This window comes from Chryseobacterium sp. 22532, from assembly GCF_052044665.1.
GTDB lineage: Bacteria > Bacteroidota > Bacteroidia > Flavobacteriales > Weeksellaceae > Chryseobacterium > Chryseobacterium lathyri.
Map to the genome: position 1 here is coordinate 363,761 of NZ_JBQENJ010000004.1, position 26,961 is coordinate 390,721.

At 37.0% G+C, this 26,961-nt stretch carries 28 protein-coding genes; 7 read left to right on the forward strand and 21 right to left on the reverse strand.

Features of this window, described 5'->3' with window-relative positions:
- Positions 1-236: 236 nt before the first annotated feature.
- Positions 237-2,048 (forward strand): TonB-dependent receptor plug domain-containing protein, encoded by a 1,812-nt coding sequence (locus ACTJIV_RS12970; RefSeq protein ID WP_440627950.1) that lies wholly within the window; start codon positions 237-239, stop codon positions 2,046-2,048.
- Between the two features lie 71 nt (positions 2,049-2,119).
- Entirely contained in the window at positions 2,120-2,836 is a 717-nt protein-coding gene (locus tag ACTJIV_RS12975) for a DUF2490 domain-containing protein (RefSeq protein WP_111953595.1), read from the forward strand.
- On the opposite strand, the gene ACTJIV_RS12980 is transcribed toward ACTJIV_RS12975, so the two are convergent.
- The 12 genes from ACTJIV_RS12980 to ACTJIV_RS13035 form a co-directional block, all read right to left on the reverse strand.
- A complete protein-coding gene (locus ACTJIV_RS12980) occupies positions 2,833-3,279 on the reverse strand; it encodes a phosphohydrolase (RefSeq protein WP_111953164.1) in 447 nt (148 codons plus the stop codon). The genes ACTJIV_RS12975 and ACTJIV_RS12980 overlap by 4 nt on opposite strands.
- Positions 3,280-3,595: 316 nt before the next feature.
- The gene (locus ACTJIV_RS12985; protein ID WP_440627953.1) at positions 3,596-3,931 is read right to left on the reverse strand and encodes a YegP family protein; all 336 of its coding nucleotides are present in this window, start codon (positions 3,929-3,931) and stop codon (positions 3,596-3,598) included.
- A 35-nt stretch (positions 3,932-3,966) separates the two neighbouring features.
- Entirely contained in the window at positions 3,967-4,275 is a 309-nt protein-coding gene (locus tag ACTJIV_RS12990; protein WP_223559631.1) for a hypothetical protein, read from the reverse strand.
- 166 nt (positions 4,276-4,441) lie between these two features.
- Entirely contained in the window at positions 4,442-6,223 is a 1,782-nt protein-coding gene (locus ACTJIV_RS12995; RefSeq protein ID WP_440627955.1) for an acyl-CoA dehydrogenase family protein, read from the reverse strand.
- Positions 6,224-6,275: 52 nt separating this feature from the next.
- Complete coding sequence (locus tag ACTJIV_RS13000; protein ID WP_111953172.1) at positions 6,276-6,632, reverse strand: four helix bundle protein; 357 nt, start codon at positions 6,630-6,632, stop codon at positions 6,276-6,278.
- 36 nt (positions 6,633-6,668) lie between these two features.
- Positions 6,669-7,847, reverse strand: a complete 1,179-nt coding sequence (locus ACTJIV_RS13005; protein WP_223559630.1) for a thiolase family protein — start codon at positions 7,845-7,847, stop codon at positions 6,669-6,671.
- A gap of 47 nt (positions 7,848-7,894) precedes the next feature.
- Positions 7,895-8,248 carry a four helix bundle protein gene (locus tag ACTJIV_RS13010; RefSeq protein WP_223559629.1) on the reverse strand — a complete coding sequence of 118 codons (354 nt, stop codon included), beginning with the start codon at positions 8,246-8,248 and terminating at the stop codon, positions 7,895-7,897.
- A gap of 47 nt (positions 8,249-8,295) precedes the next feature.
- Positions 8,296-10,689 carry a 3-hydroxyacyl-CoA dehydrogenase/enoyl-CoA hydratase family protein gene (locus tag ACTJIV_RS13015; RefSeq protein ID WP_440627958.1) on the reverse strand — a complete coding sequence of 798 codons (2,394 nt, stop codon included), beginning with the start codon at positions 10,687-10,689 and terminating at the stop codon, positions 8,296-8,298.
- A gap of 6 nt (positions 10,690-10,695) precedes the next feature.
- The gene (locus ACTJIV_RS13020) at positions 10,696-11,148 is read right to left on the reverse strand and encodes a MarR family winged helix-turn-helix transcriptional regulator (protein WP_034727924.1); all 453 of its coding nucleotides are present in this window, start codon (positions 11,146-11,148) and stop codon (positions 10,696-10,698) included.
- 166 nt (positions 11,149-11,314) lie between these two features.
- Positions 11,315-12,238, reverse strand: coding sequence for an ABC transporter ATP-binding protein (locus ACTJIV_RS13025; protein ID WP_440627959.1), 924 nt, complete (start codon positions 12,236-12,238; stop codon positions 11,315-11,317).
- Positions 12,239-12,333: 95 nt separating this feature from the next.
- On the reverse strand, positions 12,334-13,305 hold the full coding sequence (locus tag ACTJIV_RS13030) for an iron ABC transporter permease (protein WP_111953182.1): 972 nt from the start codon (positions 13,303-13,305) through the stop codon (positions 12,334-12,336).
- Positions 13,306-13,327: 22 nt separating this feature from the next.
- Positions 13,328-13,888 (reverse strand): TlpA family protein disulfide reductase, encoded by a 561-nt coding sequence (locus tag ACTJIV_RS13035; RefSeq protein ID WP_111953184.1) that lies wholly within the window; start codon positions 13,886-13,888, stop codon positions 13,328-13,330.
- 32 nt (positions 13,889-13,920) lie between these two features.
- On the opposite strand from ACTJIV_RS13035, the gene ACTJIV_RS13040 reads away from it, so the two are divergent.
- A complete protein-coding gene (locus ACTJIV_RS13040) occupies positions 13,921-15,045 on the forward strand; it encodes a ferredoxin--NADP reductase (RefSeq protein WP_111953186.1) in 1,125 nt (374 codons plus the stop codon).
- Between the two features lie 23 nt (positions 15,046-15,068).
- The gene (locus ACTJIV_RS13045) at positions 15,069-15,659 is read left to right on the forward strand and encodes a SanA/YdcF family protein (protein ID WP_223559625.1); all 591 of its coding nucleotides are present in this window, start codon (positions 15,069-15,071) and stop codon (positions 15,657-15,659) included.
- Here the strand turns inward: ACTJIV_RS13045 and tamL are convergent.
- Positions 15,656-18,262 carry a translocation and assembly module lipoprotein TamL gene (tamL, locus tag ACTJIV_RS13050; RefSeq protein ID WP_111953190.1) on the reverse strand — a complete coding sequence of 869 codons (2,607 nt, stop codon included), beginning with the start codon at positions 18,260-18,262 and terminating at the stop codon, positions 15,656-15,658. The two genes, ACTJIV_RS13045 and tamL, sit on opposite strands and share 4 nt — an antisense overlap.
- On the opposite strand from tamL, the gene ACTJIV_RS13055 reads away from it, so the two are divergent.
- Positions 18,248-18,973, forward strand: coding sequence for a TrmH family RNA methyltransferase (locus ACTJIV_RS13055; protein ID WP_111953192.1), 726 nt, complete (start codon positions 18,248-18,250; stop codon positions 18,971-18,973). The genes tamL and ACTJIV_RS13055 overlap by 15 nt on opposite strands.
- Positions 18,974-19,113: 140 nt before the next feature.
- On the opposite strand, the gene ACTJIV_RS13060 is transcribed toward ACTJIV_RS13055, so the two are convergent.
- The 5 genes from ACTJIV_RS13060 to porQ all read right to left on the reverse strand — a co-directional run bounded on the left by ACTJIV_RS13060 (position 19,114) and on the right by porQ (position 22,195).
- Positions 19,114-19,611, reverse strand: a complete 498-nt coding sequence (locus tag ACTJIV_RS13060; RefSeq protein WP_223559622.1) for a phosphoribosyl-ATP pyrophosphatase — start codon at positions 19,609-19,611, stop codon at positions 19,114-19,116.
- A 3-nt stretch (positions 19,612-19,614) separates the two neighbouring features.
- Complete coding sequence (locus ACTJIV_RS13065; RefSeq protein WP_111953196.1) at positions 19,615-19,923, reverse strand: phage holin family protein; 309 nt, start codon at positions 19,921-19,923, stop codon at positions 19,615-19,617.
- A 79-nt stretch (positions 19,924-20,002) separates the two neighbouring features.
- Positions 20,003-20,353 carry a YtxH domain-containing protein gene (locus tag ACTJIV_RS13070; protein WP_040999207.1) on the reverse strand — a complete coding sequence of 117 codons (351 nt, stop codon included), beginning with the start codon at positions 20,351-20,353 and terminating at the stop codon, positions 20,003-20,005.
- Positions 20,354-20,444: 91 nt separating this feature from the next.
- Positions 20,445-21,119: a (d)CMP kinase gene (gene cmk / locus ACTJIV_RS13075; protein ID WP_440627964.1), complete on the reverse strand. Its 675-nt coding sequence runs from the start codon at positions 21,117-21,119 to the stop codon at positions 20,445-20,447.
- A gap of 83 nt (positions 21,120-21,202) precedes the next feature.
- The gene (gene porQ / locus ACTJIV_RS13080; RefSeq protein ID WP_440627966.1) at positions 21,203-22,195 is read right to left on the reverse strand and encodes a type IX secretion system protein PorQ; all 993 of its coding nucleotides are present in this window, start codon (positions 22,193-22,195) and stop codon (positions 21,203-21,205) included.
- 166 nt (positions 22,196-22,361) lie between these two features.
- On the opposite strand from porQ, the gene pyrH reads away from it, so the two are divergent.
- Complete coding sequence (pyrH, locus tag ACTJIV_RS13085) at positions 22,362-23,069, forward strand: UMP kinase (RefSeq protein ID WP_111953202.1); 708 nt, start codon at positions 22,362-22,364, stop codon at positions 23,067-23,069.
- Positions 23,070-23,194: 125 nt separating this feature from the next.
- Positions 23,195-23,749 (forward strand): ribosome recycling factor, encoded by a 555-nt coding sequence (gene frr, locus ACTJIV_RS13090; protein WP_111953204.1) that lies wholly within the window; start codon positions 23,195-23,197, stop codon positions 23,747-23,749.
- Positions 23,750-23,799: 50 nt separating this feature from the next.
- Here the strand turns inward: frr and ACTJIV_RS13095 are convergent, their stop codons facing one another.
- The 3 genes from ACTJIV_RS13095 to ACTJIV_RS13105 form a co-directional block, all read right to left on the reverse strand.
- A complete protein-coding gene (locus ACTJIV_RS13095) occupies positions 23,800-24,441 on the reverse strand; it encodes a hypothetical protein (protein ID WP_440627968.1) in 642 nt (213 codons plus the stop codon).
- Positions 24,442-24,529: 88 nt separating this feature from the next.
- Positions 24,530-25,321: a hypothetical protein gene (locus ACTJIV_RS13100; RefSeq protein WP_440627970.1), complete on the reverse strand. Its 792-nt coding sequence runs from the start codon at positions 25,319-25,321 to the stop codon at positions 24,530-24,532.
- 149 nt (positions 25,322-25,470) lie between these two features.
- Positions 25,471-26,925 carry an LptF/LptG family permease gene (locus tag ACTJIV_RS13105; protein ID WP_111953210.1) on the reverse strand — a complete coding sequence of 485 codons (1,455 nt, stop codon included), beginning with the start codon at positions 26,923-26,925 and terminating at the stop codon, positions 25,471-25,473.
- Between the last annotated feature and the right edge of the window lie 36 nt (positions 26,926-26,961).

Here is a 26,961-nt window from a genome sequence, read left to right on the forward strand (position 1 = left end):
TGTATTTTAAAATTAGTTAAAATTGTATTCATAAATATGTAATATAGAAATGAGAAAATTATTCAGAGATCTTGTTACACATTTAATGAGAAAAAGATGAAGTTATTCCCCTCAAAAGATGCAGTATATCCTACTGCATCTTTTTTATGATAACTATCATTTGTCTTTCTTGGGGAACTCCCTTACTTTTGGGTCCGTTATTAAAGAAACTGATTCAAAACAAAACGGGAACTATTATGATCAAGAAGATTGGAAGTATATTTTTATTAGGATCAATGCTCTGTGCTCATGCACAGGAAAAGACCACAGATATTGAAAGCATTGAATTTCAGGGAAAATTTATTTCTACACCTTATAAAAATGCCAATCAGAATATTACGGTTATTACGAAAGAAGATATTGCCAATTCTCCTGCAAAAAGTATTGACGAGGTTCTTCAACAGGTTCCGGGAATGGATATCAGAAGAAGAGGAGCCAATGGTGTACAGAGTGACATAGGTTTCAGGGGAAGTTCTTTTGAGCAGGTATTGCTGTTGCTGAATGGCATCAGAATGAATGATTCCCAGACCGGACACAATTCTATGAATGTACCGGTAGATATGGATGATGTGGAAAGAATTGAGATCATCAAAGGTCCGGCTGCCAGAAGATTCGGACAGAATGCCTATGCCGGCGTCATCAATATCATTACGAAAACAACTCCCGGAAAACGGGTGAAAATAAGTGCTGAAGGCGGAGATTACGAAACCTACGGCTTCGGCTTCAACGCACAGCTGGGAAATGAAAAGTTTTCTAACTCTCTTCAGGCTAATTCTGCCTCATCACAGGGCTATATGTACAATACGGATTACGAAATCCGAAATGTTTTCTATCAAAGCAAGCTCAATATTAAAAACGGTGATCTGAAGCTGCAAGCGGGCTTTTCTGAAAAGAAATTTGGGGCTAACGGTTTTTATGCTTCTAAAAGTGCTACCGAGCAATATGAGGAAACGCAGGCTTCTATAGTAAGTTTAGCCCATCAGCAGACGTTTAGTCATTTGAAACTAAGTTCGAATGTATACTGGAGAAGAGGGCAGGATATGTACTTGTATGACAGGAATAAGCCGGATGGTTACAGAAATATGCATATCGGGAATAATGTAGGCGGGGAAATAAACTCCAGCTACCAGTGGGGATTGGGCACTACGGGTGTCGGTGTTGAACTGAGAAAGGAGTTTCTGGCCAGTAACAATTTAGGAGAGAGAAACCGTTTTGTTTCGCAGGTTTTCTTTGAGCATCATTTTTCATTACTGGATAAAAAGCTGAACATCAGCCCCGGAATTTCATGGGCGAATTATTCCAAAGAGGGGAACTTTTTCTATCCTGGATTAGATGTTGGCTATAATTTCAATCAGAACAATAAAATCTATGGAAATATCGCAAAGGTTCACCGTGTTCCGACATTTACCGATCTTTATTATGTAAGCAAAACGGAACAGGGAAATCCTGATCTGCTTCCGGAAAATGCGGTTTCATCTGAAATTGGTTACCAGTACCAGAACAGTAGAATTTTGGCAAAAGTGAGCGGATTTATGAGAAATTCCAACAATTCTATCGATTGGGTTAAAAAAAGCATGACCGATCCGGTATGGTACGCTCAGAATGTAGGAAAAATAGATACAAAAGGAATTGAGGTAGAATTGAGCCACAGGGTTTTTGACTGGCTGAAGTATACAGCAGGATATACTTATCTGGATAGCAAAATGAAGAAGTCTAATGAGTTTGTATCCAGGTATATTCTTGATAATCTGAAGCATCAGGTTGTCGCGAAGCTTGAAACGAGATTCTTTCAATATTTTACGAATGAGTTGGTTTACAGGTATAATGAAAGAATGAATCTTGGAACTTATAACCTTCTTGATGAAAAGCTGAGTTTTGCGAAAAAAGATTTTTCCGTATATGTGCTGATCAATAATTTGACCAATACAAAATATACGGAAGCCTTCGGAGTAGAAATGCCTCAGAGATGGTTCCACTTAGGCTTCTCCTATACGATCAATATTAAGTAAATGTTAATTTGAAATGAATGAAAGTTAATATTAACAAATTGTTAAATAATTTATTTTTGCAAAAATTTTTTATGAAACTTTTTTTAAGTCTGAGTTTACTTTTGAGTATGACCTTTTTCAAAGCACAGGACCACGTTTCCAGCTTCAATGCAGTGACTCTCACCTACAAGTTTCATCCCAAATTTTTTCTTTATGCCGAAGGTCAGCTGAGAGGAAATGAAGATTACACCTACCCGGATTATTACGAAATCAAAGGGGGAGTGGGATACAATCTTACCAAAAATCACAAACCTTTTGTTGGCCTTGGAAGATACGTGAATTATAAAGAACACAGCCTGAGCAGAGAAGAGTTCAGAGTATGGCTACAGGACGTTATTGACCTCAAAAAAGGGATCGTCAAGTTTGAAAACCGTTTCCGTGCAGAGAAAAGCTGGTTCTATGAGCCGGCAACAGATAAAGCTTCCCAAAGAATGCGTTACAGATACCGTCTGAACATAAGTGTTCCCCTGAATGCAAAAACCGTTAAAAAAGGAACTGTTTTCGCGAATGCTTATGACGAGATCTTCCTGGTAAGTCCAATGAAGCCTACTTTCGCGAGAAACAGGGTATATGGTGGTTTTGGCTATCAGATTGATGATTATTTCGGAATCCTGACGGGTTATCTGTGGCAGCGCGAATTCGAAGCAAAAGGCAATAAAAACCTTCACTTTATCTATCTGGCCTTAAACATTAATATCGACGGTACGAACCATCCTACAAAAACCTATGATTTCCCGGGAGCGGATTAATATTTCTCTATCAGATAACGATACGCTTTCAGGTATTTGTTGAACCTTTTGATATCTTTAGGGCTAAGCTCCCTGTTTACTCTTCGGAGATCCATATTATCGCGGAGATCATTAAGCTTTACAGCGACAGCCAGAGGTGATCTTTCTGTTCTTTTAACGAATTCATCGTAATCCTCTTCGGGATCAAATTTGGTAAGGCAGCTTATAGCAAAAATAATGTATTCCGGAAAACCTTCGGTTCTTAGATAATCGAGGCTGAATTCTTCCGGATGATCTTCTACCACATCGTGCAACACCCCTACAATTTTTTCGTCTATGGTTTTACCATACTCCATGACACGCATCACATGAGCGATGTAGGGAGCGTGGTACTTGTCGGTTTGACCTTTATGTGCCTTATCAGCTATCTTTATGGCTCTGTTGAGCATTTCTTCTTTTGTCATTTCTAATAGAAAATAGAATACAAAAATAAAAAATGCCTTAAAAAATAAGACATTTTTATTGAGAATATTTTAAGGAATATCAAATAAGCTGATTTAGGGATAAAAAGTTAAAATTAAAAAGCTAGAAGATGGAAGTTGGAGGATGGAAGTTACTATTGGCCGGTATTAACAATTTCTTTTAAATTTATTGAAGTAGTTTTATAAAGATTACTAAAAATACCCTGTATTTCTATCTTTGGACTTCAATAACTTCCCTCTTCCAGCTTCTGACTTCCTTACATCATGATAAATTGAAATGTCTTATCCCGGACTCAGTTTAAAGCAGGGTTTCATCCTCTATTGAAGCACCTGGCGCGTTGTTTTTTACAGATTCTATACCGTTTTCCATTCCATTTTCAGATTCATACATCTGGCTGGTTCCTATGATTTGCCCATTTCCTGCTTTTAAATTGAAATAACAACGGCCATCTTTAGCCGTATTTCTTTCGAATTTTGAATCGTCCTGAGAATTGGTACGTACAGATTCTATTCCGTTTTCACAAGATGACTTTGAGCCATATCCCTGGCTTGTTAAAATTACTTGTCCGTTGCCGGCTTTCAGATTAAATTTGAAGTCACTGTCTTTTCTCTTCGAGATAATAAATTTTCCCATAGTAATTGGTTTTGTGGTTTGTTTATTTTTTTTAATTATTTGGAAGGCTGAGCCTTTTTTGTGTCTGCAATTTTTTCAGGAATGTCAGGGTTCAGTATTTTGTATTTTGAATAATCCTTTTTGGGTTCCTTTAAAGCCATATATGCTGCTGTATCTTTTGGGGTTACAGTAAGCATTTTATACTGTTCCTTCCGATCCATACCCATTTTTTCCTGAATTTCTTTAGGATCATTAAGCTTGAGAATCTTGGTGGTATCTGTTTTCAGCAGGATCAGCTTTCTTTCTTTTTTCTGAGCAGTTAGTATAATAGAAATAAGAAGGAAAGGAAATAATAAAATCTTCATGTTTTTAATTTAAAATAAAAATATAAAAAATATTGGAATTTAAGTTCACAAGCACCATAGATTTTACTTATTGGTTTACAATCCTGTCTGTTATGTCTTAATATAAGCTAAAAAAAAGCGCCTCAAAAAAATGAGACGCTTCAATCAAAATTTATGTTATAAAAGACTAATAAGCTCCTTTACCGATATAGTGTGCGGCAACTTTTTCAGTTAAAGCCACTATATTCGGATGATTGGTATATTTCGTGAACCTTCTCAGACCTGAAAGCATCATTCTCTGTTCATCACCTTCCGCGAAAGAAACAATTCCTTCTTTAGCCGCTGCGATGATCTTTTCAACAGCTTTGTAAAGGTTAAGCTGTGCCATTGCTGCTTCTACAGAATCAGCAGAGAAATGTTTCTCAGCTCTTAAAATAGCAGATTCTGCCATATAAAGTTGATTAAGGATTTCAGAAGCATTCAGTAATAAATGCTGTTGTTTTTCAATATCCATCATGTATTTCTGAAGAGCCGCTCCGGAAACCATAAGAAATACTTTCTTAAGGTTAGCGATAATCGCTTTTTCTTCAGCCATAAATGCTGAGTAATCTGGAACATCAAATGAAGGAATTCCCATCAGTTCTTTGCTGATCGCCATTGCAGGAGAAAGCAGATCCAATTCTCCTTTCATTGCTTTTTTAATCAACATTCCAACTGCTAAAAGACGGTTGATCTCGTTGGTACCCTCATAGATTCTTGCAATTCTTGAATCTCTCCAGGCTGCTTCCATCGGCATATCTTCAGAGAATCCCATTCCTCCGTACACCTGGATTCCTTCATCGGCAGTATGCTGTGTTAAATCTGAAACGAAAACTTTCAGAATAGAAGCTTCCACAGCAAATTCCTCAACTCCTTTTAATTCAGCCTGCTGATGGTTCATTCCACCAGCAACCAATTCGTTGATTTTATCTTCAACATCTTTTGCCGCTCTGTAAGAACCAGCTTCAGCAACGAAAATTCCAGTTGCCATTTCTGCCAGTTTCTTTCTGATCGCTCCAAAAGTGGAGATAGAAACTCCAAACTGTTTTCTTTCGTTAGAATATTGAAGAGAGTGGTTTAAGATTCTTCTCTGTCCGTCAAGGTTGGCAGCTGCCAGCTTAATTCTTCCGACATTCAAAGCATTCAGAGCGATTTTGAAACCGTTGTTTCTTTCACCTAAAAGATTTTCAACAGGAACTTTCATATCATTAAAGAAAACCTGTCTTGTAGAAGATGAACGAATTCCCAGTTTATGCTCTTCTTCACCGAAAGAAAGCCCTTCGGTTCCTTCTTTTTCTACGATGAAACCGGTGATGTTTTTGTCATCATCAATTTTAGCAAAGACAATAAAGATTTCTGCAAAACCTGCATTGGAAATCCACATTTTTTGCCCGTTGATGATATAATGTTTCCCGTCTTCGGAAAGTTTTGCTCTTGTTTTTCCTGAATTAGCATCAGAACCAGCATCAGGCTCAGTCAGACAGTATGCTCCGAATTTTGTACCTGTTGCCAGATCCGGAAGGTATTTTTTCTTTTGCTCTTCTGTACCATACAATAGGATAGGAAGGGTTCCGATGCCCGTGTGAGCTCCATAAGCTGTAGCTAATGAACCATTTGCTCCTGAGCAGTAATCACATGCCAGCATAGTATTCACGAATCCCATTCCAAGACCACCGTATTCCTCAGGAACAGCAACTCCTAGAAGTCCCATTTCGCCCAACTGACGCATTTTTTCCTCAGTTAAAGCATAATCTTTTTTCTCAAATCTTTCTTTTTGAGGAATTACTTCTCTGTCGATAAATTCTTTCGCAGAATCACGAAGCATTTTTTGTTCCTCTGAAAGTTCTTCAAGAGTGAAAATATCATTTGCAGGAATTTCCTTGATGAGGAATTCACCTCCCTTCAGTGTTTTATTAAGTGTATTACTCATTATTTTATGATTTTAAATTTTAGATTATAAATTTTAAATTATTGATTCTCTGTTATAAATTTTCGGATGAAGTTTTGATGATTTTGGTCAAAATATTAATAATACTTTCAATTTCTTTCAAATAAGAGTCTATTTCAATTTGAACTAAATTTGAAGATTGATAAAGTCTTAGCCAATACTTTGTTTCTCGTGCTTCTTTGTTGGCTATAGAAAGTTTTGAGATAAAATCTTTTTTAGATTGTGCAGCAATTGCTTCTTCCACATTTGCGCCAATTGAAGTTCCACAGCGAAGAATTTGTTTAGATAAAATGAATTCATTCTGAGATTTACATTGAGTATAAAATTTAATTATTCTTAAAGCAAAGTCAAAAGTTTTTATCTGAATCAAATTGTCTTCTTTGAAACTCATTTCATCTAAAATTTATAATTTAAAATCTATAATTAATTAAAGAAGTTCGAAAATACTTGCTGCTCCCTGTCCTGTACCCACGCACATAGAAACCATTCCGTACTTGTTGCCGCGTCTTCTCATTTCATCAAGAAGCTGAACGGTCAGTTTTGTTCCGGTACATCCAAGGGGGTGGCCAAGAGCGATAGCACCTCCGTTGACATTCAGGATATCAGGGTTTAGACCTAATTCCTTTTTGATCGCTACAGACTGTGATGCAAATGCTTCGTTCAATTCAATTAATTCAATATCTTTTAATTCAAGACCGGCTTGTTTTAAAGCTTTTGGAATCGCATAAATCGGTCCCATACCCATGATTCTAGGCTCAAGACCTGCTGCAGCATAAGCCACTAATCTTGCTTCCGGCTCAAGACCTAATTCTTTTACCATTTCTTCGCTCATAACCATTACGAAAGCAGCTCCGTCACTCATCTGGGATGAATTTCCGGCTGTTACACTTCCTCCGTTCGCGAATACAGGTCTTAATTTAGCCAAACCTTCCAGAGAAGTATCTTTTCTTGGTCCTTCGTCTACAGAGAAATCAAACTTTTTAGACTGCATTTTCTGGTTTTCATCCAGGAAATTATATTCTACAGGAATTGAAACGATCTGATTGGCAAATTTTCCTTCTGCATTAGCTTTCAAAGCTTTCATATGGGATTCAAATGCGAACTGATCTTGTTCTTCTCTTGTAATATTATATTGCTTAGCTACTTCTTCAGCAGTATAGCCCATTCCCCAGTAATAATCAGGGTTCGTTTTGGCAATATCCGTTTCCGGAACCGGCTTGTAACCTCCCATCGGGATGTAAGACATAGATTCTGTACCTCCTGCGATGATACAGTCTGCCATTCCTGCCTGGATCTTTGCCGAAGCAATAGCGATAGCTTCACTTCCTGATGCACAGTATCTGTTGACAGTAACTCCCGGAACCTTATCGGTATTTAATCCCATTAAAGAAATTAAACGGGCAACGTTTAAACCCTGTTCTGCTTCCGGCATTGCGTTTCCTACGATAAGGTCGTCAATTCTGTTTTTATCTAATTGTGGTAGCTCAGCCATTAATTTTTCAATAACTGTAGCGGCCATCACGTCGGGTCTTGTAAATCTTAAACTTCCTTTTGGAGCTTTTCCTACGGCAGTTCTGAAACCCTTTACTATATATGCTTGTTTCATAAATTGTATAATGTATTAATGTATAATGTACAATGTATTTTAAAGTGTTAACTTGAATAAACTTGTTTCAGTTTAATAATCATATTTTGTATATACTGTATTTCAGTAAGTGTTTTTTGAAATCTGTCTTCCGGAAGAAACTCACATTCTTTTGCAATTATAATTTGAGTTTCAAATTCAAATGAAGAACCCAATGCAATATTCAGAAAATGTGAAAATTGAGGCTTGGTATCTCTTCCCGCGCCTTCCGCTATGTTAGAAGGAATGGAATATAAACATCTTCTTGATTGGGAAGTAAGTCCAAATAATTCATCTTTTGGAAATTCCTTTGAAAAGAAATAATACGTTTTACAAAGTTGAATTGATTTTTTCCAAACTTCAAGCTGTCTGAAATCATGCATGTTAAAAATACTTTTTACGTTAATACTTTTTACATTTTACAGAAAAATTAGTTTCTCAACGGTTTTCCATTCTGCAGCATGTACTGAATTCTCTCCAGTGTTTTTCTTTCACCACAAAGCTGAAGGAATGTTTCTCTTTCAAGATTCAATAGATATTGTTCAGTTACGACAGTTGGTTCGGAAAGATTTCCTCCGACCATAACGTTGGCCAGTTTGTCAGCAATTTTTTTGTCGTGTGCAGAAATGAAATTTCCTGTTAACATTTGATCAGTTCCAACGTAGAACATTCCCAAAGCATCTTTACCCAAAACTTTTACTTTCTGTTCGATAGGCTGTGTATATCCTTGCTCTGCCAATAGTTTTGCAACCTTTTTAGCTTCAGCAATCTGTCTGTTTTTGCTTACGGATACAATATCTTTTCCTTTTTCAAGAATTCCCATATCATAGGCTTCATAAGCAGAAGTAGCTACTTTACCCATTGCGATATTCATGAATGCTTCACGAAGCCTGTTGTTTTTAACGTCATCGCTGTGGAATTCTCTGGAAGTTCTCAAGGTAAGTTCTTTAGTACCACCACCACCAGGAATTACTCCAACTCCGGTTTCTACCAATCCGATATAAGTTTCTGCTGCCGCAACCACTCTGTCTGCATGCATAGTCATTTCGCAACCGCCACCAAGCGTCATTCCGTGAGGGGCAACCACTACAGGAATAGAGGAGTAGCGTACTCTCATCATCGATTTCTGGAAATAGGCGATAGCCATATTCAGATCATCCCAGTCCTGTTCGATAGCCATCATCAGGATCATAGCAAGGTTGGCTCCTACAGAAAAGTTTGTTCCCTGGTTTCCAACAACCAATCCATCGTATTCTTTTTCTGCTAAATCAATAGCTCTGTTTAGTCCGTCAAGAACTTCGCCTCCAAGAGAGTTCATTTTTGAGCGGATCTCAAAGTTGATGATACCATCACCAAGATATTCGATAGCAGCTCCTGAGTTGCTCCAAAGTGTTTTGTTCTTTCTGATATTGTCTAAGATAATAAAGGCATCCTGCCCAGGAATTTTGTTGTATTCTCCTGAGTTTTTATCCACGAAGATGCTTTGACCTTCATCATTAACTTTATAGAAAGTTTCTACATTTTTAACCCAATCGGAAACTTCATAGCCTGCGTCTTTTGCTAATTCTATACCTTTCTGAACACCTACGGCATCCCAGATTTCAAACGGGCCGTTTTCCCAGCCGAAACCAGCTCTCATGGCATCATCAATCTTATAGATTTCATCAGAGATTTCCGGAACTTTATGAGAAACGTAAGCGAACAGGGCACCTAAAGATTTTCTATATAATTCGCCGGCCTTATCTTTTCCATCAATTAAAACTTTGAATCTGTCAATTGGCTTGTCTATATTTTTAGTTAATTCTAAAGTAGGGAAAGAAGATTTTCCCTGAAGCTCGTATTCTAATGTATCAAGGTTTAATCCGTGGATCTCAGATTTTCCTTCTGCATTTTTCACTTTTTTGTAGAATCCCTGTTCCGTTTTAGAACCCAGCCATTTATTATCCATCATTTTCTGGATATAATTAGGAAGGGCAAAAACATCATTGAAATTATTGGCTTCAGCACCGCTCTGACGAACGCCGTTAGCTACCATTACCAAGGTGTCAAGACCTACCACATCAGCTGTTCTGAATGTTGCAGATTTTGGACGTCCGATGACAGGACCTGTTAATTTATCAACTTCAGAAACCGTCAATCCTAATTTCTGTACATTGTGAAGAAGATCCATCATCGAGAAAACTCCGATCCTGTTGGCGATAAACGCTGGAGTATCTTTAGCTAAAACGGTAGTTTTTCCTAAGAATTTAGCTCCATAAGTCATGTAGAAATCTACAATTTCCGGATCTGTATCATTTGTTGGTATAATCTCTAAAAGAGGAAGGTACCTTACCGGGTTGAAGAAGTGTGTTCCCGCAAAATATTTTTTGAAATCATCGCTTCTTCCTTCCGTTAAGAAATGGATAGGAATTCCCGATGTATTAGAAGAAATTAATGTTCCCGGCTTTCTGAACTGTTCAATTTTTTCATAAACAGATTTCTTAATGTCAAGCTTTTCAACGACTACCTCAATGATCCAGTCTGTATTCTTGATGTTTTTAAGATCATCATCGAAGTTACCTACTTTAATTCTATCTGCAAATTTTGGAGAATAGAGAAGGGCAGGACTTGCTTTTTTCAGTTTTTCAAAGTTTTCAGAAGCAATTCTGTTTCTTACCACCTTGTCATCTTTGGTCAAACCTTTTTTTTGTTCAGCTTCCGTCAGTTCAAAAGGAACGATATCCAAAAGAGACACTTCCACACCAATGTTGGCGAAATGTGCCGCAATACCGCTGCCCATAATTCCTGAACCAAGAACCGTTACATGTTTGATTCTTCTTTTCATTATAATTTATTTTCTGTTATTTAATAATTCGTTTGCAATTTTCATGATTTCGGACATCACTTCCTTGAAGGTTTCAATTTTCTCAGGAGCAATCTTTTCCATCACTTTTTTGTTAAAATTGACGACCACTTCTTTGGACATATTCCTTGAATTCAGACCTTTATCCGTAAGTTTAATGATCACCTCCCTTTTATCGGCAGTCGTCTTTTCCTTATAGATATATCCGTTGTCTTCCAGAAGCTTAATGATTCTGGTCAAAGAGGTGGGTTCAATAGCCATTTTAGGACCTAAATTGGTACTTCTGGTGCCTTCCTTGGGGTCAATTTTAAGAAGAGTGAGGGCCTGTACAGCAGTAGAATCATGCTCTTGGGCAAGTTCTGTGTACATTTTTGAAACAGCCAACCAGGTCTGCTTTAAAACTAAATCTACGTTTTCTATTTTTTCTTTATTATTATCCATCATTCTATCCACTAATGGTGTTACCCAAATTTAGTAAATATTATGCATGCATAGTATTTATTAACGTTAAATTTTGTTAATTAACTGATAGTAAATGGATTAAATTGTATGATTAGCATAATACTATGCATGCATAGTATATGAAATACGTAACAGAAATGCTGTATTAGTGAATGTTTTTAATGAAATCAACTATTTCTTCAAAGGATTCGTATTGTTGATTGGAAGTGTCGGTGAGAATTCCCCAAAAACCGTTCTTATATTCAAAATGCAGGGCAGAAAGGTCTTTTTCGAAGTTTTTCTGCAGTAAAGAATAAAGCATTTCCTTGTGAACCTGCGGTGCATTAATAGAAGGCGGAACAAAATTCTCATTCACCTGAAACAATGAAACATTGGTAAGTTCATCATGCTGAAGCAGTACATCTTCTACAAGTCCGGAAAAAAGCTGATTATCCTTTACATACCATATTTTGTCTGCAAATTCCTTGGCCAGTCGCCAGTCGTGGGAAGAGAATAATATGATTTTATGCTGCTCCTTGGCCAGTCTGCGAAGGGTTTTTAAGATGATGAGCTTATTTTTTTCATCAAGATGGGTTGTCGGCTCATCAAGAATAACAACAGGAGAATTCTGAGCGATAGCCCGGCCTATAAATGCTTTCTGCAAATTACCATCCGAAAGGTTTTTAAGAAGAGTGTGTCTGTATTGAGCAAGATCCAATTCGTCTATGATATGGGAAATTTCCTCCCTGTCTTCTTTTTTAAGCTCGAAATAAAAAGGGTAATAGATGTATTTTCCTAATGAAATAAGGTCTTCAACAGTATGATGTTGCGGAACATTTGATTTTGAGAAAACAACAGCAATATTTTCCGCAGTTTCTTTAACGGAAAGGTCTTTTATATTTTTATGATTAATTAAAATTTCTCCGCCTAAAAGAGAGATCTGATTTAAAATGGATTTGATAAGCGTTGTTTTTCCTACACCGTTATTACCAATCAAAAGACACACATCACCCAGTTTCAAATCTGCATAAGCATTTGAAATTAAAGTTTTATCGTAGCCTATATTAGCTTGTTTGATTTGTAGGAACATTGGATATTGATTAATTGCCCAGATGCATTGTTTACAAAAATACTATTTTAAATCTGCTTGATTAAATTCACAATTTACCATTGACTTATTGACTTTTAAATTTTATTCTGTTTCAAAAGCATCAGCAAAATCACCGGTATCCCAAATACAGAGCTTATCACATTCATGGGAATCTGGGTTTTTTCTGCTGTAATAGAAAATACCAGCATGATCAGCATTCCGAGAAACATATTCAGGATCCATTGCTGCCATAATTTGGAAGGGTTATAGATCAGTCTGCAAAAATGCGGAACAATAATTCCGATAAATAAAATAGGTCCCAGAAATGCCGTAATAGAAGCTGAAAGCAGGGAAGAGGCTGCAATAATAAGGATCTTCAACTGATTAAGATTGACTCCTAAGCTCTGAGCATACGATGTTCCCAATGAATTTCCGATCAATGGCTTTATTGTTTTAAAACAGAAAAACACGCCTATAAAAACTAAAATTGATAATACATAAATTTGGTTTCTGGTTACCATATTATTAGCTCCGAAAGACCATAAAATATAGTTTTTCAGACTTTGATTTTCTGCATAGAACTGTAATAAAGAAACGACAGCGCCGGCAAATGCCGAAATAAGGAAACCGAATATAATGAGATAAGATTTATCCTGAAACTTATTCGACATGGATAGTAAAACCAGCATCAATACAAGGCTTCCTACAATGGCTGAAAGACTGAGGAAACTGTTCTGCAGAAATTCCGGGATTAGAAAATCGTGGGAGAAGAAAATATAAAAAGCTACGGATAAGCTGGCTACAGACGTAATTCCTAAAATATCCGGACCGGCCAGAGGATTTTGAAAATATTCCTGCATCAGAAAACCGGATGTTGGAATTGATATTCCCGCCAGAAGCATCACCAGTACCCGGTTGATACGAATCTCGGCGATCTGGCTTTGGGCAGAATCCTGAAAGAAATCCTGAAAGTTTAAATTTAAAAACCCTGTGTTCAGGTTGATCACTGCAGTAAGAATAATAGCAGCCGTCAGCAGTAAACACAGGATTTTGAATTTTTTTGACATGATCAGAAAGAATCTGGATGTTTTATTTTAAAAGAGCATCAACCTTGGAATTTAATACTTCTTCGGTCATCATTCCTAAATATTCGTCAACTTTATCTCCTTTTCTCAAATAAGTAAAGGGAATTGAGCCGCCGTCCCATTGTTTAAAATTATTTGTGAAAAAATTCGCGTCCAGCTTCTGACCATCCAAAAGAATGATATTTGCTGCAAGGTTATTTTCCTGTGCAAATTTTTTCACAGAAGTATTCCATTCAGACTTATCATCAAGGTTGATAAAAGTAAACTTTACCGGCTTATCTTTTAATTCCTCCATTTTGTTCTTAAAATGAGGGATTTCTCTCATACACGGTCCGCACCATGTTGCAAAAAAATTGGTAACGTATAAAGTGTCATTCTTCTGAGCTAAATATTTTCCCAGATTATCCGGAGAAAGTTCCTTAGATGTATAAGCTGTTGTTTCAGAAGCTGTATTGTCTGCAACGGAAACTGAATCTTTCACAGTGGTTTCAACGGTTTTCTGACCTTCTTTTTTGCAGCTGTAAAGAGCCGTAAGAATAAGCGTGGATAAAATTATCTTCTTCATAAATTATTTTTTGACTATTTTTGAATTGAAGTATGGAACAACAAATCTATAAAGGGAAACTGATACAGTTTCATCCGTTAAAAGTAGCGAAAAAGGAACAACTGACCAAAAATACTTTTTCTCTGGAATTCGAGATTCCAGGGAATTTGAAGGAGAATTTCAAGTTTGAAGCGGGACAATTTGTAAGCATAAAATTTATTGCTCACGGTGAGGAAGTCATCAACGATTATTCAATGACTTCAGCGCCTTATGAGAAAAAAATATGCCTTGGAATCAAGGTGAATTCTTCTGATGGAGCCACTTCGGAGTTGTTCAGAAATTATAATGTTGGAGATGAGCTGATGGTAGGAGAGCCTTCCGGTAGGTTTACACTGGTCTCCAAACCAAGCGAATTCCGGACCATTGTTGCTTTTGCAGCCGGAATAGGGATTACCCCGATCCTGAGTCATTTTAAGAATATCCTTCATAAGGAACCGCGCACCAGGCTTTTTTTATTTTTTGGAAATAAAAGCTCTGAAGAAGTTATTTACAGAGAGCAATTGGATAATCTTGCCAGAATGCACGGTGAAAGACTTCAGATTTTTTACTTTTTTTCAAAGGAAAAAACGGCGGACCAGTTTTTCTACGGAAGGCTGGACGAAAAGAAATTGAGTTTGATTATTAATCAAATTCTTCATCTGGATGATACGGATGAGGAATCTACAATCTGGGATGCGGTAGATGAAGTATTGATATGCGGAAAAGGAGAGATGATAAAATCGCTTGCGAATGCCTGCTATCACCACGGAATTCCGAAAAAGAATATTCATTTTGAACTTTTTGAAGAATATAATGATGACATTTATCCTGTAGAAAAAGAATTTCCGCTGATCGAAAATGTGGAAGTTAAGTTTAAAATGCTTGGAAAAGAATATGCAACCCATCTTCCTGATAACAGAGAGAAGATTCTTCAACAGCTTCTGATCCAGAATTTTCCGGTTCCTTATTCATGCAAATCCGGAATATGCGGAAGCTGCGAATGCTATCTTGAAGAAGGAGAGGTGGAGCTGCTTGAAAATGAATATCTGACTGAAAAAGAAGAAGCACAAGGCAAAATACTGGCATGCATGTCCATTGTAAAAAGTAAGAAAATAAAGCTTAACTTTGACCTTAGTTGAGAGTTATCAGGAACATATTTAACTTGGGGTTTGTATCAGCAGAAATAGGAATTCTGCTGATATGTCTTTGTAATGCATGGGTTTTCGGACTTACCAATGGGCGTACCTATACCAAGATTTCTAAAATTCCGCCACGGGAAGTTGCCCTGGTACTGGGAACTTCTCCAAAGATGAGATCTGGCCAATCTAATCCTTATTTTACGAAAAGAATGGATGCTGCAGCACTTCTTTATCATCATGGTAAGATTAAAAAGATTATTGTAAGCGGAGAAAAAAGTAAAGGCTATAACGAGCCTGCTGCTATGAAAAATTACTTGGTCAATCAAGAAGGAGTTCCGGGAGACATCATCATAGAAGATCCGAAAGGATTCAATACCTATAAAAGTATTCTGCGCTGTAAAGATGTTTACAAAAAGAAAGATGTGATCATTGTATCACAAGGCTTCCATAATCTCCGTGCCTTATTTTTTGCAAGGAATAACACTATGAATGCCTTGGGTTTTGATGCGCAGGATGTCAGCAAACCGGAAAGTTACTACAGGAATCAGTTCAGGGAAATACTCGCCAGAGTGATTGCTGTAGTCTACTTCATATTGGGAATTTCTCCGGATTAGAAAGGATACCCGAACGCGATATTCAATGTTGGTTTGAAAGGCTGGAAATTCTTGAATCTCCATCGGTCTCCTTCAGGTTTATTCGGATCATAAATCTTATAGGCAAGATCAAGTCTGAAAGTAATGTAGGCTACATTTACCCTTAAACCAAATCCACTGCCGATTCCCATTTGTCCTAAAAACTTATTGAATTTGAATTCATCACCATAACTGCTGTCTGTACCAGGCTTTCTAATACTCCAGGTGTTTCCTATATCAGTAAATATGGCACCTTCATACATTTCATTAAAAGGGATTCTGTATTCTATATTCGTGGTTAGCTTTACATTATTCGTCATATAGGTGCGGACTCTTTCGTCGACCTGTGAGTCGGATGGACCTAGTCCTCCAAATGCTACCCATGCTCTGATATCATTGGATCCACCATTGAAATAAGACTTAATAACAGGCATATCGGTAGAGTTTCCGTAAGGAACACCCACTCCTATGAACTGACGTAAAACCAACGTTTGATTGCCATTGAATTTGAAATATTTTCTAGTATCAATATCAAATTTAACAAACTGAGCATAGGGAATTCCGAAGATTGTTCTCTGCGGACTTACCACAACGCCCCCGTCATCTCTTTTCTGATTGAATAAGCTTAAAATATTACCTGCAAGCTCTATTTTTCCGTTAAAATAGAAGGCATTGGGATAATCTTTTTTACCAATCTCATTATAAACAAAATTATAGATCATGGAAGAAATAATCACATCCTGGGTCTGTCTGTCTTTATTCACAAGGGTTCCTTTGAAGGCTGTAAGAAGATCCTGCCCCTTCTGGTCAAGCGCTCCCTGATAGTTTGTATCTTGAACAATCTGCCTGGAAACATTGTCAAGGCTGAGTTCACCTGAAAGGAATTTTTGTTGGGTAATCGGGTCATAGGCAAAATAACTCGCAAGTATATCGTCTTTTATAATTTCATCATTACTGAAATAGTCATAATAAGCATCCTTATTCTTCGTAAGACTAATTTGCGTATTGAAAAGGGTAAGCCTGTGTGACACCTGGTCATTGACGTTTGCCTGGTAATTCAATCCCGTATTGAAGTTCACTCTTCCTAAGCCGATATTGTTTTGTACTGAAGCTCCCAACAGGATAGAAGAGGTTGGGGTATATCTTTTGGGAAGAAGCTTATAATAATTGAATGGAAGCAGAAGTCTTGGAAAATTAAGAGAAGCCTGCGCTGAAATTTCGTAAGCAAGATCTCTCTTATCAATATCTTTTGTACTTCTTATTGATCCGAATGTTCCTGAAATGCTTGTAGAAAGGTTTTCTGCACCTCTGAAAACATTCCTTGTGGTAAGGTCTACAGAAGGGGATATCCCAAGGTTCAGAATCTGAGAATAATTAATATCTGTTCCCACTTTAAGCTCATATTTAGGAAGCGGTTTCAAGAGATACAGAACATCAACAATGCTGTCATTCGGTGAAGTACCACCACCTCTTCTTAAAGAATCTCTTGCCTTCAGAATACTGAAGTTATTCATCGCGATGAAGTTTCTTTTTGTAAGATCCAAAGCTTTCTGGTCATACACTTTCTTACTGTCTACAATCACGGCTCTCCATAAAGAAGATGTTTTATAGCTTTCGTCCATTTTATGGAACCTTATCCTCCTTAAACTGTCCTTAATGGTATTTTTCGGAAAATCGCCGGCTTCGTTTACAATGGCCACGTCAATATTCCCGATGGTTGCCACTTTATAAGGATGGTCAGCAGAATCTTTATGGATCTCCAGGGTAAGGGGAACCTGTTTCCTGCTTTTCAGTGAATCTGCTACGAAGTAGATCTCTTCATTGGAACTATTAAATCTATAGTAACCGTTTTCCCGCATCAGCTCAGTAATTCTCGTTACTTCTTTTTCAAGAACGGTCTGGTCAAGTCTCTGTCCGGATCTTATCAGGCTCTTGTCTAGTTTCTGCCAGTAAAGGCCTTTCACAGTGGGATCTGTAATATTGTAATAATAATCTTTAATATAGGTGGGATCATTATGCTTGATGAAATAATTAACGGCTGCCTTCTTGGAAGCAGAATCCATAGAATGCTTGAAAGTGACATCAGCATCCCAAAATCCTCTGTAAACAAGCCTTTTCTCAATAGACTCAGCACTTTTTTCACTTCTCGTCTGATCGAGGATTACAGGCGGGGTTCCCCAGCTATGAAGCAAACGGTCTAAAAACAATGTTTTTCCCACACTGTTTTTCATATTATATTTAATGAAAAGAGAGTCTCTCAGCTTTTGATTTCTCATTTCACTGGGATAAGTCATATATTCGTTGAGTAAAGTATCATATTTAGGATTCGCCATATTGTAAAATCCTAAACCCAGCGGAATGAAAAGGAGTTGCTTTTTATTGGGCTTCTGCTGTACATAATCTTTCAGTTCCTCATCGAAAGATTCTTTCTTGTCTTCAAACTTAAAGTTGTTCCTGGTAAGCAGATATTCGCCGTCTGGAACTTTTTTAGTTGTACTGCACGCATAAAGGAGACCAACAAATGTTGCAAATGAGATAATTTTATAATATTTTTGAGGAGAATTCTTATAATGCTTACAGCTCATACAATAAAAATTTTACAGTCTTTAGATAAAAAGAAGTTCAGACAAAAATACAATTTGTTTTTGGTTGAAGGTAATAAAATCATTTGTGAACTTTCTGAATCTAATTTTAAAGTTAAAGAAATATTTTCTACCGATCCGCAAAAATTGGACCGGACAGATGTACCCGTTACCCAGATCACTGAAAATGAGCTGAAAAAAATCAGTTTCCTTAAAACACCTAAAGATTCTGTAGCAGTTTGTTATCTGCCCGAAGAAGAAAAAAAGGAGGATAAGGATGTTCAGTTGGTCCTGGACGGTATTCAGGATCCGGGCAATCTCGGAACCATTATCCGGCTGGCAGACTGGTTCGGAATAGAACAGATTATCTGCAGTGAAGATACTGTGGATGTTTACAACCCTAAAGTGATTCAGGCCACTATGGGCTCTTTCACCCGGGTAAATATTATGTATACTGATCTTGTGGAATATCTTTCGAAAACGGAGAATATCAATATCGGTACGGATATGGAAGGAGAAAATATCTATACTTTTGAAAAACCTGAAAAACTCAACCTTATTTTAGGTAATGAAGGAAACGGTATGAGGCCCGAGACGGAGAAACTCCTTAAAAAGTGCATTACCATTCCAAGATTTGGTAAATCCCAGTCTACAGAAAGCCTGAATGTTTCTATGGCGGCGGGAATAATTTTAGGGCAACTATTTTCTAAATAGAAATTAAGAAACTAGAAGTTAGATATTATAAATTAGCTGATGAAGTCTAAATATCACTATTAATTTAGAACAATTTAACAATGAGAAAATTTTCTTATTCATGAAAATTTCTAACCTCTAATATCTAACTTCTAGTTTCTCTATATCAACTGTTCCAGACTTGAAACACTCTTGTTTTTTTGGTATACTTCCAGCTTCTTTCTGACGTATTTAAGGGCAATAGGAGCCAAATAAATCATAGCCGCACCCAGAAGTTTTTTCTTCCAGTTAGGGCTTTTCATGTTGTTTTTGGCGTAATTTCCAACCAAAGCGGTAATTCCCAGTTTTATCAGGCTATCTGTCACATTACCACCTAATGCAGTACTTGCAATTCCTACAGCTGTTTGTTTATTGATGAACATATCTTTTACTTCGGAAGTTAGATGCCTGGCAATGACATCTTTTCTTAGAACAACCTTTTCATCACCGTCATCATCTACTTTTTCCTGCAGATACTGATCTGTAAGACCATTGGTGAATGCACTCAGGCTTTCTTTTGTGTTTTTAAAGGTAAGAAGGTTTTCCAGATCATTGATCTCGCTTTTAAGCAGTTTTTTCTTTCTTCTTAGTTCTTCAATGCTTTCGTAATTTCTGCCCATAGCTTAATGATTTAAAAATTTAATAACCTGGTCCGCCACCATATTGACAATCTTATTTTTAAAAGCAATGATAAATCCCATTACCACAACATAAAACCCGGCAACGATCAGGAAACCGTAAGAAGTATTATCCAGCGCCTTGCCGATAAGAAATGCCATTCCAAAATTAAAAAGGATAATAAAAAAAGTAAAAGCAACTAGCAGCACTACAAAGTAGGTAATGAGCCCTGCAGAAAGAGAGGATTTTTCAGTAGCTTCAATTTTCAGAAGATCTATTCTCTTTGATGCATATTCTTTAATAGTCTCTATCATTGTTTTTTTTTAAAGTTACAAAAAAAGGAACTTTCGTGCAAAAAGTTCCTTCCCATAATTTACTCAAAAAATAAACTACTTATTTTTTAAGATCGTTCAGTTCCGTTTCTACATCCTTTACTACGTCTGCAGTTTTGGAAACAATCTGATCTTTGTATTTATCATATCCGTCTTTTACCGTATGGGCTACACTGCTGGCTGTTTCTTTGAAAGTAGAAGAGATATTGCTGTATTGATCTTTTACTTTTTCAGAGACTTCGCCATATTTGTTTTTAGCCTGGTCTTTTAGGTCACCTGCTTTATCTTTGATTTTTTTTCTTGTTTCTTTACCTTCTTCAGGCGCATAAAGCATTCCTAAGATTACACCTGCTGCAGCACCTGCAAGAAGTCCTGCCAATATACCTGCTGTATTTTTTCCGTTTTTCGACATTTTAAGCTTTTTTAATAGTTAATAATATTAGTTTTCTATGTGAAAATGTACAATTTGTATACCAAAGGAGGCATTGTATTATTAAAAAATGTTAAATTTTATGGATATGTGAGAGAATAAGATCTATTGTTTCTTCTTTGGTAAGTTTCGTATTGTCAATAACAATAGCATCTTCAGCTTGCCTTAAAGGCGCTATTTCCCTTTCGCTGTCGATCTTGTCACGATCTGTAAGGTTTTGCTTTACCTGTTCTCTGTCTGCCTGTATTCCCATTCCTGCTAACTCAAAATATCTCCTGTTGGTTCTTTCGTCAATACTGGCAGTAAGAAAAAATTTATAGTCCGCATTTGGCAGAACTACTGTCCCTATGTCACGTCCGTCCATAATAATACCTCCTTTTTCTGCCAATGAACGCTGTGAGTGAAGAAGAAAGTCTCTTATTTCTTTCTGTTTTGCGACAATACTTACATTATCGGAAACTTCTGTGGTACGGATCTGTTTTGAAATATCAATATGATTCAGGTAAAGAATCAGTTCGTTGTCACTGTTTCTGAATTCAAGCTTGATCTGATCTAAGGAAGAGAATAATTTCTGAAGATCGATAGAGCCGTCATCATTCATGCAGTTCTGTATGGCAAACCATGTAATCCCCCTGTAAAGCGCACCGGTGTCCAGATGTATAAGATCCAGTTTATCGGCAATGATTTTGGAGATTGAACTTTTTCCGGTAGACGAGTACCCATCGATAGCTATTACAGGTTTTTTCATACCGCAAATTTCAAGAATTTTTTTAAAAAATCAAGGTTGTACAGAAAAAAATCTACATTGTTATGTCAATTTTCGTGTTGAAATTACTCTCCCGCGTGGCTGCTAAGGTCCATAGAGATGCCTATCTGGTTCACGTTGGATGAGTTATGATAACGGATATGGGCATAATCTATGCGGAATCTTCGTAATTTAATTCCAAATCCGCCCGAAAGCCCCGAAAAGTTTCTCTGATCTGCCACGGCAAGTTCGTTTCCTCTTTTCGCATTATACCCAAGCCTTATATTGAAGCTTTTTTCTGGGAAAAGTTCTGCTCCTATAGAAAAGTGGTCTGCCAGCTTTCTTCCGAAACCTACTTCCTGACCGTTCATGTTATATTCCGAAGAAATATCAAACTGTTGAAGATCATGTGCAGTAATGGTAACGGCAAGTGGAATAGCCTTAAGAATTCTGGTATATCCGAGATCTACCCTGAACGGAAGGTTTTCCCTGGTTCCGTTGAAGGATTTCAGCTGAAATCCAAAATTTCTCATCACAAGGGAAAGAACTTCTTTGTTTTTTTTATTATGATAGGTAACTCCTGCGGTTCCGGAGATCGCAGAAGAAGTATAGTTGTCAATTTTTGAAGTGATGAAATTAATGCCACCGCCAATGGTCCAGTCTTCTTCGAACTGATAAGCATAGCCTGCACCTATTGCTACGTCTGAAGCTTTGAACTCGCCGTTTTGTTCACCGCTTTCATCGGTTCTTGGAATGCTTCCGTAGGTCATGTATCGGGCATTGATGGTTGCCATATGTCCATTATCAAAATCTCTGGCGTAGGCAACAGTTCCATATTTTGAATCAGCAAGATAAGCTGCGGCATTCACTGAAAGCTGTTTGTCTGAATCTTTATTTAAAAGGGCCGGATTTGCAATAGCAAAGGAAACATCATAGTCTCTGATGGAAATTGCATCGCCACCTAAGGCAGCCTGTCTGGCAGATACAGGGATGTTTAAGAAAGGATAAACATTTGTTCCTGTTTGCGCATAAGAAACAATTCCTGACAGAAATAATGAAAAAATGACAATTTTCTTCAATTCAATTTATAATTAATGCAAAAATAATCCTTTTTCGTACTTATCAAAATATTTCTGCCATTATTTCTGCGTAAATATTTTTCTTTATTCAATATTTTTAATGATTATATTTGCAAAATTAAATTTCGGAGAAAATTACTCCGGTAAAGCTTATTAAAAATTAAAGATGAAATATAAAAGAATCCTTCTGAAATTGAGTGGTGAGGCCTTAATGGGGAACAGACAATATGGTATAGACAATGAAAGACTGCAGGAATATGCAGCAGAGATCAAAAAAGTAGTGAAAAAAGGCTGCGAAGTTGCGATCGTTATTGGAGGAGGAAACATTTTCCGAGGAGTAGCAGGCGCTGCAAAAGGAATGGATAGGGTACAGGGAGATTATATGGGAATGCTGGCAACGGTGATCAACGGGATGGCTCTTCAGGGAGCGCTGGAAGATGCAGGAATCAAAACCAGACTTCAGTCTGCGATTGAAATGGATAAAGTAGCTGAACCTTTCATCAAAAGAAGAGCAGTAAGACACCTTGAAAAGGGCAGAGTAGTGATCTTCGGGGCAGGAACAGGAAACCCTTATTTTACAACGGATACGGCAGCGACTTTGAGAGCTATCGAAATCGGGGCAGATGTGATTTTAAAAGGAACCAGAGTAGACGGAATCTATGATATGGACCCTGAAAAGAATGCGGATGCTGTAAAATACAATTCACTGTCCTTCGACGAGGTATATGCTAAAAATCTTAAAGTAATGGATATGACTGCCTTCACTTTAAGTCACGAAAATAAATTACCGATTATCGTATTTGATATGAATAAGGATGGGAATTTAGAGAAAATCGTGGATGGAGAAAATGTAGGAACTTTAGTTGATTTGTAGGTGGCAGATTAAAGTAATTGAAAAATTAAAAGATTTAATAATTTAAAATTTCTCATTACTGATCAATTATCACTTATCAGTCATCATTTATAAAAATGTGTAATTTATCAAATTTTAACTATATAATGGAAGAATTAGATCTTATATTAGAATCTGTAAAGCACGACATGGACGCCGCTGTAAAGCACTTGGATCATGCATTTCAAAGAATTAGAGCAGGACGTGCTTCTACGGCAATGGTTCAGGATGTAATGGTAGAATATTATGGGGCTCCGACTCCTATCAACCAGGTTGCGAATGTTTCTGTACCGGATGCCATGACGATTTCTATTCAGCCTTGGGACAGAACTGCTATTGGTGCTATTGAGAAAGCGATCATCAATTCAAACTTAGGTTTTGCACCTTCTAATAACGGGGAAAATATTATTCTTAATGTTCCGCCTTTAACAGAGGAGAGAAGAAGAGAACTTGCAAAGCAGGCTAAAGTAGAAGCTGAAAGTACTAAAGTAACAGTAAGAAATGCAAGACAGGATGGGTTGAAAGAACTTAAAAAACTTGAAGGTGTTTCTGAAGATGTTGTGAAAGGAGTAGAGGAAGAAATCCAGGGTTTTACTGACAAATATGTGAAGCTTTGCGATGAGCATCTTAAGACTAAGGAAGCTGAAATTATGAAAGTGTAATTTTAGATTTAAAATAAAAAAGAGGCTTCTTATGTGAAGCCTCTTTTTGTTTACAGACATTTTATTTCTCCTTTCTGATCTTTATGTTTCAATAGGGACTGATAGGTTTTTAACAGTTCATCGGTATTGCACTGAATTTCTTTTCCGGATATCTGATCAGAAATACTTTTTTCTTTGCTATCCGATCTTATGCTGTATTTCTTTTCAAGGCATTTCAGCGGCTTATTATGCTGAAGATAAATACGCGTTTCTGTAATATCATCTTTAGTGATCGGTTTTTCCGGAGTTCCGCCATCAAAATTCCACACGGTTTCTTCTCTGAATATGAAGAATGGTTCTCCGTTTTTAATAAAGTATCTTTCAGATGCTGAAAAATGACTGTGCTCAGTATAAAAATGCTCTATCACCTTAATTTCACCCTTGTCGGAAAAGAAAGTAACCTTTCCTGAGGGTTCTTCGTTACAATTGTATGTAAAACCATTGGACCTCAGTTTTTTTGTCTCCAGTTGTGCCAGAAGCATACTATATTCCTTTTTGATTTCAGCTATAGGATTATCTGTATTTTGTTGGGGTGAATCCTTTTTTACAATCATGCTGTCAGAGGAAACAGATGTCGTATGAGCTGCCTTATCTTTGTCATTTTTACACGAAACAGCAAGCAACAGTATGGCTGCGATAAGCATTGTTTTCATATGATAGTTATTTGGTGGTTTCTAAAATTACAAAAAATCTACAGCAACAAAAAAGAGACTTTCAATGGAAAGTCTCTGTACTTAGTTTTTATTTACAGTTTTCGTTGTAATCCGTGATCACTTCTTCCACAATTTGCGGGACATTGGACATCACATCGTCAATCTGGCTTTTGATCAGTTTTCCTAACCCGGATCGTTTCTTTTCATCATTTTTAAGCGAAGTATAAGAACCGCTTGTTAACTTGCCTTTTGCATAGCTGCAGTCTGCAATGATCATTTTGGCTTTGGCTAAAGTCAGTTCCTCGATCTTACCTCCTTTCTTAGAATAAATGTAAGAAGGGGAATTTCTCATTCTTTCTGTTTCCTTTTCTGCTACTGCGATCTGGCCGCCGGCAGAGAATGTAGTAGGGTAGCCGTATAATTTATAGACTTTGATTTTACCGTCTTTCACGACTTCTGCAAACTGATTACTTTTTGTAAGGTTGTTGAATGCTTTGATATTCCCGCTTAAACCTCCGGTGGCTGTATTGAAGCCTTCTTTGGTATTGGTATACTTGATCATTTCAAAATGCCTCTCATCGTTATTCTCATCAAAAGCAACATATTCTTTAATATCGTCCGGATCGAGGGTCTTGAACTTTTGTTTCTTCTTGGACTTATCGATATCCGACACTGCCACGAATTTTACTTTTTTCTGATTGCTCCACGGACTCATGGCATCTCCGTTCAGCCTTACAATTCCTTCAATTTTCTTTCCACCTTTATCAATGATATAACCGTATTTTTCATCGGTTCTTAATTCATAATCTGTGTTGTCTTCCTGTGCATAGGCATTGAATGACATCAATGTAAACAGGCTAAATAGTAATGTTTTCTTCATGTAATTATCGTTTTTAACAAATTTTTGTAAATATAGCTTTTTATACCTTATGACGAGTTGAAATAAATACCACAACTTCCAATAAAAAGACCCGGAAATTCCGGGCCTGAATATTTTAAAATGATTTAATTTTTAATCTTTCAATACAATTACTGATATCTCTGATGTTCTTTGTTTTTTGAGAATCTCTTTGTAATTGGTTTGAAGAGCGCTTTATATTTTTCGGCATCAAACAGCTGTGAGTCGGTAAGGGCTTTATACGTCATCCATACTCCGAACGGAAGAAGGATAAGGTTAGGAAGCCACGCTGCCAGATAAGGGCTCATTCCTCCTCCCCATGCAATATTTTCAATACCGAGATTCATTACATAAAAAATGATAAAAATAACGATTGCGATGATTACCGGAAGCCCCATTCCTCCTTTTCTGATGATGGATCCTAAGCTGGCCCCAATCAGGAAAAAGATGATACATGTTACAGAATAAGAAACAATTCTCTGCTGGTAAATAACGACCTTGCTGAAATATTTAACATTTGAACTGAATTCATTCTTTTTACCCATGGATGTAGATTTCAGATTATCCAGCCTGTTATAGGCATTAGAAATAATCTCCAGCTTTTTTTGTTCCTTTACGGTATCCAGCTTAATCTGTTGTTTGGCAACCGCTTTGGATTTTGTTTTATCCATATAGCTGATCACCGAATTAGTCTGGCTCAAAACATCGGCACCGATATTCGAAAAGAATTCAGCATTCTCTTTCTTGTTTTTAGCAACGGTTTCATTAAGCTGTCCATACGTCTGAAAACGGTAATCATCTGTGATCTGCTCCTTTTCAATAGCTTTATTAATAACTTCACTGATATCAAAATGTGAAACTAAGGTATCAAATTTAATAGCCTGATCCGGTTGTTTGAGCCTTACATTTTCACCTTTGCCTGCGAAATTATCTTCAAATATATAACCGTTATAAAGCTCCAGCTTCAGGAAGTTTTTATTAGCTGCAGGGACAAATTTCCCTTTTTCTGCGACAATAGACTGCTGGTTTTCATAGGTGCCGGCTTTTCTGTGAACAAAAACCCCTTCAATATTTTCCCCGTTTTCCCCATAGATCTTATCAAATTTCACCATATATCCCGGAAGCTGGTCAATGAATTGTCCCGGTGTAAAGTTTAAAGCAGGTTTGGTTTGTGCAATATTGAAAAGCATATTCTTTGCCTTCTTCTGGAAGTCCGGAATGATATTATTGGAGAAAAAGAAAAGCATGACTGCCAATACCGTTGCCACTCCCATAAGGGGTGCCATTACCCGTGTCAGGGAAATTCCTGCAGCCTTCATCGCAGCAAGTTCATACCGTTCTCCAAATTCCCCGAAGGACATAATGCTTGCCAAAAGGATAGTAAGCGGAAGTACCAGACTGATAACACTTACCCCAAGATAAAAAAGAAGTTTGAGGATCTGCCAGTAGCTTAATCCTTTTCCCATAAACTGCCCCAGCTGAACCCAGATAATGTTTACAATAAAAATGAAAAACAAAACACTGAATATAAAGAAAAAAGGACCAAAGAAGGTTTTTATGATATATCGGTCTAGTATTTTTAGCATGTGTCAAAATTAATCAAAAAGCCACAAAGTTTACTT